The following is an 11,748-nucleotide window of genomic DNA, read 5'->3' as shown; positions in this document are numbered from 1 at the left end:
CCTTTGCCGGTGGACTGAACAAAAATGGTGAGTTCATTTAAATCTTTATCAGCTTTAAAGCGTATATAAGATAAAAGGCATTGAGCACCTACCCAATACCGGCAAATGAAACGGAACGGTTAAAAGCCCTTGCGGAATACCAGATCTTAAATACCCTGGCCGAAGAGGAGTTTGACCGTATTACCGAACTTGCATCACTTATTTGTGATATGCCTATTTCATTGGTATCCTTTATCGATAAAGACCGGCAATGGTTTAAGTCGAAAGTAGGGATTACGACAGATGAAACTCCGCGCGACCTCGCTTTCTGCGGACATGTGATCATGACGGATGTCCCCCTGGAGGTGAACGATGCCACCAAAGACGACCGCTTCAAAGAAAATAAGCTGGTAACGGGCGCTCCGGATATCCGTTTTTACGCCGGGTATCCCCTCATCGATCCGAACGGCTATGCACTTGGTTCCCTGTGCGTAATAGACACCAAGCCCAATAAGCTCACCGAAAAACAACGCCGGTCTATGCAGCTGCTGGCGCAGGAAGTGATGTCGCTCATCGTAGAACGGCGGCAAAAAGAAGAGCTAAAGATCTTCGAAAAGGTATTTACGTTTTCCGACGAACTGATCTGCATAGTGGAAACCGGCGGCGTTTTCAGGAAAGTGAACCCCGCTTTTAAGAAAATGCTGGGGTACGACGATGCGTTCCTGTTAAAAAACACGCTGTTCGATATTCTTCATCCGGATGATCACGCCCATACGGTGACCGCGCTGCAAAAGTTGTCGGATACACAGGAAGCGGTTAGCTTTACCCTTCGTTTTAAAACCGCCGCCGGCGAATACAAGCCCGTACACTGGGTAGCGGCGCCCGAGGCACCCACGAAGCTTATCTTTGCTATTGGTCGCGACATTACCGTCGAGCAAACCAAAGAATCGCAGCTGGCTGCCAGTGAGGCGCGTTTCAGGGCGTTCTTCGAAAACTCGCAGGGACTAATGTGCACGCATGACCTTGCAGGAAATTTTCTCTCGGTAAACACGGCCGGCGCCGCCATGCTGGGTTATACCCCCGGGGAGATCACGGCGCGGAGCCTTTTTGATATTGTCCCCCAAGAAAGACACCCGCTTTTATCGGCCTACCTTGCAGAGATACAAAAAGCGGGCAGCCTGAAAGGTCAGATGGTGACCCGCCACAAGAATGGCTCACTGCTGGTATGGATGTTCAGCAATATCCTGCAGACCACGCAGGATGGCGAACGCTACGTGATCGGTAATGCAGTAGATATCACGGAACGGCAGCAGATACAGAACGCGCTGGTAACCGAAAAGGCTCGCCTGGCCGCATTTGTGCAGCATGCCCCCGCCGCAGTGGCGATGCTGGATAAAAATATGCGGTTCGCCGCGGTAAGTAACTGCTGGATCGAAGATTATAACCTGCATGACCGCGAGCTGGCGGGCGTTTCCTATTATGACGTTTTCCCGGGGCTGCCCGAGGAAAGCAAAGCGAGGCATCAACGTATCCTGCATGGCGCCATAGAGAAACAGGACGAGTTTAAGCACATTGCCGGCAACACCGGGTCAGAAAAGTACACCAATTGGGAAATGAGGCCCTGGTACCGGTCAGACGGCGTGATTGGCGGCATCATGATCTTTACCCAGGACGTTACAGAACGCGTACGCCAGCGGGGCGAGCTGGAGGCTGCCAAACTACAGGCCGAGCAGGCTAGCGTGGCCAAATCAGAGTTCCTGGCAAATATGAGCCACGAGATCCGTACACCACTGAACGGGGTGATCGGCTTTACCGACCTGGTATTGAAAACCGGGCTCAACGAGATCCAGCAGCAATACCTCACCATCGTTAACCAATCGGCAGGCGCGTTGCTGAGTATTATTAACGACATCCTCGACTTTTCGAAGATAGAAGCAGGCAAGCTCGAGCTGGAGATCGAAAAATGCGACCTGTACGAGCTGGGATCGCAGGCAACGGATATCATTACCTACCAGATCCAGACCAAGGGACTGGAAATGCTCCTGAACATTCCCCCGGAACTGCCCCGGTTTATCTGGACAGATACGGTGCGCCTGAAACAGGTGCTGATCAACCTGCTGAGCAACGCCTCTAAATTCACCGAAAGGGGAGAGATTGAGATGAAAATAGAAGCGCTGGCCAATACCGGCGACCAGATCACGCTCCGTTTCGCCGTGCGCGATACCGGGATCGGCATTAAGCCCGAAAAACAGCGGAAGATATTCGAAGCTTTTTCGCAGGAGGACGGGTCGACCACCAAAAAGTATGGCGGAACCGGCCTCGGCCTCACCATTTCTAACAAGCTGCTGCACCTGATGGGCAGTTACCTGCAGCTGGAAAGTACACCGGGCAAAGGCAGCACCTTCTACTTCGATATTGTGCTGAAAGCCGAGCAGGGAGAACCGGAGCACTGGGAAAACCTGGAGCCGATCAGGCACGTACTGATCGTAGACGACAATGAGAACAACAGGATGATCGTGGAGCAGATGCTGCTGCTGAAAGACATCCGGAGCACGGCCGCCAAAAACGGGCTCGAAGCGCTCCATTACCTGGAAAAAGGTGAGCAGTTCGACGTGGTAATGATGGATTACCACATGCCTTATATGGACGGGCTGGAAACCATCCGGAAGATCCGGGAGAATTTTTACGGCACGCCGGAAGAGCTCCCCATCCTCCTGCTGTATAGTTCTTCTGATGATGAGAAGGTGATCCGGGCCTGTGAAGAGCTTAAAGTGAGTCACCGCCTGGTGAAACCCATCAAGATGCAGGACCTTTATACCGCACTTTCACGTCTGCACAGGAAGGAGAGCCCGGCAAATACCGGGAATGAACAGGTTCCAGGGCACGAACAATTAGTCGGCCCGATCAGTATCCTGGTGGCCGAGGATAATAACGTAAATATGCTGCTGGCCCGTACCCTCATCCAGCGGGTGGCGCCCCATGCAACGGTGATCGAGTGTAAAAATGGAGCCGAAGCCGTGAATTACTGCAGGAACCGGCTTCCCGACCTGGTGCTGATGGATGTACAAATGCCCGAAATGAACGGCTATGAAGCGACCGGCAGGATCAGAACGCTGGAGCAGGGAACGCATGTCCCTATCGTTGCGCTCACTGCCGGCAACGTGAAAAGTGAGAAGGAGAAATGCATTGAGGCAGGGATGGATGATTTCCTGGTGAAACCCATAGTAGAAGAAACGATCACACTCCTGTTGAAGAAATGGCTGCCCGATAAGAAGATCGCTGCGGCAGACAAGGCCGCACATTTTGACATTACGCAGCTTGAAAATTACATCGGTAATGACCCTGTCGTAATGGATGAAGTGCTCTCCCTCACCAGGACAGAGCTCAGGCTTACACTGTCGGCGTTAAATAACGGCATATTAACACAGCCGGTGAAGGAATTGAGAAGCATGGGACATAAGTTGTACGGAACGGCGGTGTCTACCGGCCTGCCGGCGCTATCGGTGCTTGCGGAACAGCTGGAGCACCTGGAAGAGACGGGCTACCAGGAGGATCTGGTGGCACTGGCCGGAAAGATCCGCGAAGAGATTGGCCTGGTACTCACGCTTCTGGGGTAATAATAAACTGTTTCAGCTTTTATTCCTGCCCGCGCGACAGACCGTTTTCACTTTGCTAATTCTGCCTTATTCCTCCTTTGAAGGACCAGCGCACTGATCAACGCCACGATCAGCCCCAGCGGCAATACTTCCACATACGTGATAAGCACTACAAAAAGCGGGTTCTGGTACATTTCCTTAAAGCTTTGCATCTCTCTGGTTTTGGCGGCCAGCTCTGCGGGGCTTTTTTCGGCGGCGCTTTTTAACACGTGCGGAATATATTTATCGAGGTAGTCAGGCACAAACAGGTAGTAGTAAAAGAACCACACCGCCACATACATAGTGGCGCCCGCCAGGGCGATCAGGGCGCCCGTTTTAAACGCGTTTCCGAAGGAGATCACCCCGTTCAGCTCCTTGTTGCGGTAGTTCCTGGTACCAAAAAAAATCAGGGACAATACAACGATCATGGCCGTATAGCCAACTACATCGTTAGTTTTAAAATCTGGATTATTGTAGCACAGGTTTACCATGTAAATCATGTGTACACACAGGATCGTTCCGAGAACCAATCCGAAGATCAATACATTTCGTTTCATTTTTGTGTTTTTAGGAGGTCTCAAAACTAAAAACGGCAAACAAAAAGGTACTCATACTTTAGTACCAAATTCGCTTAAGCGATGAATTCATACGAAAGTATATGTTGTTTTAAGCGGTGATCTTCAATCGTTTGGCTTTTTCGATGGCCTGTGTCCTGCTTTTTACGTCCATTTTTACAAAGAGATTGGATGCATGTGTTTTTACCGTGCTCAGCGACAGGAACAGCTGTTCCGCGATCTCCGCATTGCTGTGTCCCTTCGCCAGCAACCGCAGCACTTCGAGCTCGCGGGTACTCAGGTGGAGCTTTTTCAGCTCGGCTTCATTAATAACAGGCGAATCCTGCGGCGTTATATAAACCTCTTTTTCTACCACTACCGTTTTTATCTTCGGCTTAACCAGCTGGGTAGCCACCCAAATACCAAGCATCGTAAAAAAAAGAGCGATAAGGCCGATGTAAATATCCAGTGAATTGTCAACGATCAGGAGCTTCCACTGCAACCATTTTAGCAGGAACACCAGTACCGCCATGCAACAGGCGTACAAGGTAATATGCCGTGTCCTGAGAAAAAAGTCCTTTAAAAAGCTCATTGCCATAACCGGCGTTCCTTGCATCGCCTTATTCATTTCTTTGTAGAGATCTTTCAAGTCTCCGATTTTACATTGTACGATAAGCCTTACCCGCAAATAGATCGCTTTGCCCGCCCGTTCTTTATTTATCGGGTCTCCTGGCACCGGGGACGCTAACCTGGGCCCGCGCGCCTGTATTAAAAAAATACCAGCAGGAGGAGATAAAACGATCTGCGCATTTATTGCGGGTATCTGTTAAGTCGCTGTAATATAAGCAGGATTTTAGAATTGGCAATAGGCACCAGTTAGTGGTCAGGAGGTAAGAAAGGTGGTTACAGGCTACCGGTACAACAGTCGTTATGCAGGCCAATGTCGGGCAAAACCGCACACGCGAAGCGGGCGTGCGGGACATTACCCGCTTTCACCTGGTGCGGCGGGTTAAATACATGGCGCAAACCTGGATGATTCCCACGGCTTAATGCACAGGGATAAACAGGTATATAGTCAATTATGAGGCGGTTTTGCGAAATACCCGATTTGATTATATCCGGGCACTAAAGCCTGGCATGCTACCGTGAAGGAAAGGACGAATATATAATTCGTTTAGCCGTATCCGCTTTTACGGGAGCCGTAGACTGCCGGCCTGGCAAACCGGTACTTTTTATCCGGCGGCCCGGCTGACCGAATCGCGTGGAGGCGGTAAATAGTAATACCTGGATGCCAATTACCGAGAGCAATAACAGTTGTTTGGCCGGGTGGCCCGCCGATGAGGTCTTGTCTCTCATGATCGTTCATTTTATGATTAAGAGTAATCGGGAATACTTAAAACAATATTACGATAAATTCGTAGTATTACGAATTTATCGTAATAAAATTACACGGACATCGACCATTAGGATCACCCTGTATAAAAGAGCCGTATACAGCGGCATTATGGCACGGGATGTTAAAGGATTGATTGGCCGGCTCTGCAATAAGAACGGGCGCCGGAAATACGTCCCGTTTTGTGACCGTGAGCTGCTTGCCGCCTCTAGCGATTTATTTGCTCGTTTCGGTGTTAGAAGTGGCGGTGCTTGCCTCCTATATGTACCTCATCCATTTCTGCTTCGGATGCATGCGCTTGTAGTTCGCGTACCAGCGGCAGGCAAAATATAGCATTACCACGTTCACCGCGAAAACAGCATAAATGCACCAGAGCGGCCATTTAAACGCTGGCGGAACATCGGTAAAGGGTGCGACGTGGTACCATTCCTGCCCGGTACGGCCGCTACGGAGGAGGTTCACTACGAAAGCACTTACGTGGTGAAGCGGGATGTGGAGGATATAGTAGAAAAGCGGTACGCTGCCGATGGTGATGAGCGCTTCGGCTAATCGCCCTTTCGCCTTTTCCGCCAGGGGGATCAGCGCGATTGCCGGGCCGAGCGTCATGCACAGGTATAGCTGTGAGGCGGGATATTTGCGTTGGTTGAGCAATTTGAAAAGGAATGGCCATGTATTGGCGCTGCCGGGTTGTAAAATGGTCATCACGCTGCCCGCGGCCAGGAAAATAGTGATCGCTGTGATCCCGATCACCAGGCAGACCTGGCGGCGTTTGGCCGGCTCCATCCTGAAGACGATGCCAAAACCGTAACCCGCCGCCATGACGCCCACCCATGGGACGACGGAAAACAGCACCCAGATCCAGTCCGGGCCGTTGGATCCCGAGGGGTAAATGATCTCCCAGTACCTTGCAAACGCTCCGCGAATGGAATCCGGCGCCATGCGGGGCACGAGTTTGAATACATCCTGGAAAATGATCACTGCCAGCCCGGTGATCCCGACCGCGGCCGGCTTAAGCCGCACCAGGGCAGCCATGATGATCATGCTCCAACCCAGCATCCAGATAATTCCTGCCAGCATGAACTGGTCGAGGCGCAGGTTGAAGGTCCAGCCCAGTCGCACCACCGTAAGCTCGAGTACTACCAGCATACTGCCGCGGGTGAGCAGAAACACGGACAACTGCCGGAGATTGGTTTTGAGCCCGTGAAAATAAGCCGCCGAGCCCGCCAGGAAGGCGAATACCGGCGCGCAGAAATGCGTGACCCAGCGGGTAAAGAAGATTCCCGGCTCCGGTCCGCCGGGTGGCTGACCGGAATATACGCGTACATGATCGATCACCATGATCACCATAATAATGCCGCGCAGCAGATCTATAGAACGCAGGCGCGATGAGGGAACGGGTAATGTCATACGAAATGGGTGTGACGCTGAAGATCATGTATTTGCACCGTTCCAGAAAAATTTTTGGATATCCTGGAAGGAAACCTACACAAGCGGTATATTTTACCTGAAATCAGGAACGACGACCAGCCAAAGCTGCCGGAATTTCTGTTTTTCCTGTAGCTTTGAGTGTACAGAGCGTATCGCTATGCGTTTCATCATCAACAAAAACAATTTATTCTTCTGGCTTTTCTGGTTGCTGTACGTCGTGTATGGTATCATGGACTCCCGCGGCTGGATCATGCAGCGGGGCTTCTTATGGTCGCTGCAGCCGCTGCTGCTTTTCTATGGCATGATTGCGCTGCTACTGTATACCAATGTGCGGTTCCTGATACCTGTATTACTGGATAACCGGCGATATGCAGGGTATGTGGCAGGCCTGCTGGCCATCGTTCTCGCTTATACGTATCTCCGGAGCCTGAACCAGCAGTTTTGGGATGCGAAAGTATGGCCGAAAGACGTAATGACGATCGACTCGTATTTTTACTGGAATTCCGTGAATGCGGTATGGTTCCTGGTGATCTCCACCTTGTTATTCTACGCGCAGAAGTGGTCGGAGCAGCGCCAGCTGATGAAAAATATCCAGATCTCGCAGCTGGAAACCGAGCTAAAATACCTGCGTGCGCAGGTGAACCCGCATTTCCTGTTCAACGGGCTGAACACGATTTACGGTACCATTGAGATGGAAAATACCAGGGCCCGCGAAATGGTGGTGCAGTTTTCAGACCTGCTGCGGTATAATTTATACGAGGCTGACACGGATTTCGTAGAACTGGGCAAAGAGGCTGCCTACCTCGAAAATTACATCGCATTGCAGCGTGCACGGAGCGATACGAGCCTGGCAATCTCGCTGGATACCCGTGTAGAAAACCCAGGGTTAAAGATCGCTCCTTTGTTATTCGTGGCTTTCGTAGAAAATGCTTTTAAATACAGCACGCGTGACGACGGGCGGGAAAACCGCGTAACCGTTAGCCTGGTACAACATGGTAGCGAAGTGGTTTTCCGCTGTGTAAATTCTTACGAAACGCCCGAAGCCCGTACCGGCGGCATCGGCCTGGCAAATGTAAAACGCAGGCTGGAACTGCTTTACCCGAAACGCCACACCTTAACCATTACCGCGGAAAATGGCCTGTTCACTGTAATACTGAATTTAAACCTATGAAACGCCTGACTTGCCTGATCGTAGACGATGAACCGGTGGCGCGCAAAGTGATCCGCGAATTTGCGGGCCAGGTGCCTTTTCTTGATGTGCGCGGGCAGTGCGAAAACATCGCAAAACTGGAAACGGCATTGCAGGAAGACCCGATCGACCTCGTTTTTCTCGATATCGAGATGCCGCGACGGTCGGGGCTCGATTACCTTCGCTCCGCGGCCGGCAAGCCGCTGGTTATCCTTACCACGGCCTTTCCCAACTATGCGTTGGACGGCTACGAGCTGGATGTAGTCGATTACCTGCTTAAGCCCATCGCGCTCGGCAGGTTCCTGAAGGCGGTTCATAAAGCAAAAGATTACCATGAGCTTAGTTTCGGGCCGACGCACGATTTCTCTGCCGGTTATCTTTTCGTCCGCTCCGATAAACGGATCGAAAAAATAGAACTAAAGGATATTTTATATTTCGAAGCCCTGGGGAACTATGTGATGATCTGCACCACGGGTAAAAGGATCATTGCGTATCTTACCATGAAGGGACTTGAAGTGCAGTTGCCGCAGGTGCAGTTCTTAAAGATCCACCAGTCCTTCCTGGTGGCCATCGCGCGGATAGACGCGTTAGAAGGGAACATGATCCGCATCGGCGAACGCCAGCTTCCCATTAGCCGGAATTATCGCATGGAAGTGATCAAACGCATTGAAGAACGCATGCTTAAGCGGTAAGCAGACACCGATTTACCTTCGAAGGCGATCAAAAAACCCGCCCCGTGATTTATTACGGGACGGGTCAGGTAACAGGTTTAGGGAATTACGATTGATTTTACAGGCGTGTAATTATACTTCTTGAAACTATCATTCACGCGCACACCTACGCGGAGATAAAAAGTGGTGGCGTATTTCATCGGCTGAGATGAAGTGATGGTGAGCACCTGGTTCTCCATCGCCGCGGTAGCGGTAACTACAGATCCTACGCGGGTGTTGTCATAATTGTTATTGCCAACATACTGCGTGGTGGAGATAAATAATTGGTAATCTGCCGGTGCAGGTTGGGTAAAACCGGCAGGAGCGGCGTTACGGGTAAACTTAAAAGATACGGTGATCTTTTTATCTGCCGCTACTACGGGATCGCCTACCCATTCAACGTTCAGGTAAGGGATCACCTTAAAGTTCGCCGTGGCCGGGCCGCTGATGTCTACAAGCTGCATCTGCGTGCTATCGAGCGGGAAGAAAGGCCCCTCAACCGGGAAAACACGGTACCTGCCGCCAAATACTTTGGTGTTAATAAAGCTTCCGTCCTGTTTAACGTTCAGGTAAACCGGTACCGGGTTTTTAAAGCTTAGTTCTTCCATTTTTATTCGTGCACTGCTGGCGCCCTGTTCCAACTGGAGGCCATTTCCGGCCGCATCGCTTACCCGGCCTTGCAGCGTCTCGCCGGGCGCTTCGTAGTTATCCGTTTCGCAGGCATGCAAACCTGCACACAGGATGGCGGCTGCTATTGCGTAGCCTATTTTTTTCATCTTCATGTTATGTGAATTATGTCGGTATCTTAATTAAGTCCCGGGTTGCCATATAAACCCTTGGTGATCTCCGTTCCCGGGATCGGCTCGTAGTAGTTCCTTACCGGGAAAGTGAAAGCAGAGCCCCGCTCATCGTAGCGGCAGTCCAGCGCCCATTTCCCCTGCACGTCGTCGGCCGCCACGGCAGTCGCCCCTTTGGCAAACAAGAAAGGCATGCATACCCGCCAGATACGGGCATTTACTTCCTGGTCGAAGGTCCTCCACCGTTTCAGGTCCCAATAAGTCTTGTTTTCCATGGCGAGTTCCTTTTTGCGCTCCACGCGGATCAGCTGCTGCGCGCGATTAGGGGCGACCGCGTATCCGCCGGCGGCGAGGGTGAGCGCGGCACCCGAAGAAAGATCGGCCTTACTTGCCAGTAACTGGGCGCCGGCGCGGTTACGTACCAGGTTCATACATTCAAAAGCATCCTGCTGAAGGTCGGCCGCACCGGGTACGGTACCATTGTTCTGGAAGAGCTCCAGTGCGGCTTCCGCGCGGTTGAGCAACACTTCGGCGTACCGGAGCTCGATCCACGGCTGGGTTGACTGGTGGATGTTGGTGTTTGAGATCGCCAGGTCGGGCAGCAGGTATTTCCTGCCCTGGAAACCCGTAACTGAGGCATATCCTTTTGCCGAGCTCACGCCGTCGAGGCCGGAAGGGTAAAGCTGCACGCCGTTCGATAACTTGTAAACGGTTTGCCCTGATGCGTTCGCCTGTGCAGATTCCTTTACGTTATCCTTGTAAAAAGCGAGGGTCGAGTACGCCAGCTTTGACTCATCGGGAAAGAATTTTTGAACCGGCGTAGCAGGATCGATGGTTTCCACGAAGATGCCGCGGCGGATGTCGACTGTGGCGCCCTTGTGTTTGCTGCCCGAAAACAGCACCGATCCCCTCAGCCTTGGCTCGGCATTGCTGAACGCTTCGGCTGCTGAATTATAAACGAGATAGGCCCCGCTGGCATTGGTAGTGACCAGCTGACCTTTTGCATTCTTGTTAAGCCCATCGAACATTTCCACGAAATCCAGGGTGGGGCAGTAGCGGTCGCCGCCGCTCTGTGTCATATGTGTGGGGTTGTAGAGGTGGTCCCAGCTATGTACGGCATCCGGGAAGGAATAGCCTTTGGTGAAGATGTTTTCGGGGCTGCCGGCATCTAAAAACAGGTTGGCGAAGTTGTTGGCTGCAGCTGTCTTGTCTGTGGCCGACCAGCTTTTCATATACAGGCTGTACTTACCTTCGAGCATTTTGGCGGCGGTATAAGCTTCTTTAAAGTAGTCGTTTGCCTTGGCGGCGGGGATCCCGTTCACCATTACGCCGTTCACCGAAACGGGTATTCCGTATCGTGCCACCGATCCTGCGTAGAGCATGGCCCTCGACTTAAAAGCCGCAGCTACATATTTATTGGCCCGCCCCGGGTTTTCACTGGTTTCGCCAAGCCGGTTGATCGCCGAATCGAGGTCGGCCCGGATCAGGTCGAAGCTTTCGTCTTCGCTGCTTCTTTGCACAAACAGCTGGTCGCCGTTGCTGCCCGTATATTGCTGCATGTTTTTTACCAGCGGCACGCCGCCATACCTTTTAGCCAGCGCGAAATAGGTGTAAGCCCGCATGAAATAAGCTTCGCCTACCCACCGTTTTACGTTGGCCGGGGTGAGGGCCGGCTGTTTCGGCAATTGCTCGATGAGGTTATTGGCGTACCGGATCACCGAGTACCCGTCAGACCACCAGCCCTGCGCCGGGTTTTGAAAGCCCCCGGAATTGCGATTTGCGTTTTCGCCCGTGTTCACCGATAAGCTGTTGATGGTGTTCCAGGTGTTAAAACCACGGTAGCCGAAGGTGTTATCCGTGGCGCTGTATTTAAAATCTTCGATGGGCAGCCTGCCATACAGGGAAGCCATGTAAGCTTTGATGCCTTCCGGGGTGCTTAGCACCACTTCATCCGTAAGGATGTTAGGAGGCGCGACGTCCAGCTTTTTGCATGCGTAAGCTCCCATGACCAGGAAAGCGACCGATGCCAGTTTTATGATAGAATGTTTCATGATTTCGGGTTT

The 11,748-nt window shown here is 51.9% G+C and carries 9 protein-coding genes; 3 read left to right on the top strand and 6 right to left on the bottom strand.

What is annotated here, in order from left to right; all coding sequences use genetic code 11:
- Positions 1-80 precede the first annotated feature (80 nt).
- On the top strand, positions 81-3,596 hold the full coding sequence (locus GS398_RS18210; RefSeq protein WP_160908237.1) for a PAS domain S-box protein: 3,516 nt from the start codon (positions 81-83) through the stop codon (positions 3,594-3,596).
- Positions 3,597-3,643: 47 nt separating this feature from the next.
- On the opposite strand, the gene GS398_RS18205 is transcribed toward GS398_RS18210, so the two are convergent.
- The 4 genes from GS398_RS18205 to GS398_RS18190 form a co-directional block, all read right to left on the bottom strand.
- Complete coding sequence (locus tag GS398_RS18205; protein WP_160908236.1) at positions 3,644-4,171, bottom strand: DUF4199 domain-containing protein; 528 nt, start codon at positions 4,169-4,171, stop codon at positions 3,644-3,646.
- Between the two features lie 109 nt (positions 4,172-4,280).
- Positions 4,281-4,817, bottom strand: a complete 537-nt coding sequence (locus GS398_RS22710; protein ID WP_255494216.1) for a response regulator transcription factor — start codon at positions 4,815-4,817, stop codon at positions 4,281-4,283.
- A gap of 491 nt (positions 4,818-5,308) precedes the next feature.
- A complete protein-coding gene (locus GS398_RS18195; RefSeq protein WP_160908235.1) occupies positions 5,309-5,524 on the bottom strand; it encodes a hypothetical protein in 216 nt (71 codons plus the stop codon).
- A gap of 295 nt (positions 5,525-5,819) precedes the next feature.
- On the bottom strand, positions 5,820-6,968 hold the full coding sequence (locus GS398_RS18190; protein WP_160908234.1) for an acetyltransferase domain-containing protein: 1,149 nt from the start codon (positions 6,966-6,968) through the stop codon (positions 5,820-5,822).
- Positions 6,969-7,146: 178 nt separating this feature from the next.
- Between GS398_RS18190 and GS398_RS18185 the strand changes: the two genes are divergently transcribed.
- Together GS398_RS18185 and GS398_RS18180 are read left to right on the top strand one after the other, a co-directional pair.
- Positions 7,147-8,160 (top strand): sensor histidine kinase, encoded by a 1,014-nt coding sequence (locus GS398_RS18185; protein WP_160908233.1) that lies wholly within the window; start codon positions 7,147-7,149, stop codon positions 8,158-8,160.
- A complete protein-coding gene (locus GS398_RS18180) occupies positions 8,157-8,870 on the top strand; it encodes a LytR/AlgR family response regulator transcription factor (protein WP_160908232.1) in 714 nt (237 codons plus the stop codon). Before GS398_RS18185 ends, GS398_RS18180 begins: the two co-directional genes overlap by 4 nt.
- 77 nt (positions 8,871-8,947) lie before the next feature.
- Here GS398_RS18180 and GS398_RS18175 read toward each other — a convergent pair whose 3' ends face one another.
- Together GS398_RS18175 and GS398_RS18170 are read right to left on the bottom strand one after the other, a co-directional pair.
- Entirely contained in the window at positions 8,948-9,670 is a 723-nt protein-coding gene (locus tag GS398_RS18175) for a DUF3823 domain-containing protein (RefSeq protein ID WP_160908231.1), read from the bottom strand.
- 23 nt (positions 9,671-9,693) lie between these two features.
- Complete coding sequence (locus GS398_RS18170; protein ID WP_160908230.1) at positions 9,694-11,736, bottom strand: RagB/SusD family nutrient uptake outer membrane protein; 2,043 nt, start codon at positions 11,734-11,736, stop codon at positions 9,694-9,696.
- Positions 11,737-11,748 lie beyond the last annotated feature (12 nt).

Source organism: Hufsiella ginkgonis, assembly GCF_009834915.1.
Lineage (GTDB): Bacteria > Bacteroidota > Bacteroidia > Sphingobacteriales > Sphingobacteriaceae > Hufsiella > Hufsiella ginkgonis.
This window is presented reverse-complemented; position numbering and strand designations above follow the sequence as displayed.

Bases quoted from the DNA above. Each gene is read 5' to 3' on its own strand.
- GS398_RS18205 (WP_160908236.1), bottom strand. From the start codon at position 4,171: ATGAAACGAAATGTATTGATCTTCGGATTGGTTCTCGGAACGATCCTG.
- GS398_RS18195 (WP_160908235.1), bottom strand. From the start codon at position 5,524: ATGAGAGACAAGACCTCATCGGCGGGCCACCCGGCCAAACAACTGTTA.
- GS398_RS18190 (WP_160908234.1), bottom strand. From the start codon at position 6,968: ATGACATTACCCGTTCCCTCATCGCGCCTGCGTTCTATAGATCTGCTG.
- GS398_RS18185 (WP_160908233.1), top strand. From the start codon at position 7,147: ATGCGTTTCATCATCAACAAAAACAATTTATTCTTCTGGCTTTTCTGG.
- GS398_RS18180 (WP_160908232.1), top strand. From the start codon at position 8,157: ATGAAACGCCTGACTTGCCTGATCGTAGACGATGAACCGGTGGCGCGC.
- GS398_RS18175 (WP_160908231.1), bottom strand. From the start codon at position 9,670: ATGAAGATGAAAAAAATAGGCTACGCAATAGCAGCCGCCATCCTGTGT.
- GS398_RS18170 (WP_160908230.1), bottom strand. From the start codon at position 11,736: ATGAAACATTCTATCATAAAACTGGCATCGGTCGCTTTCCTGGTCATG.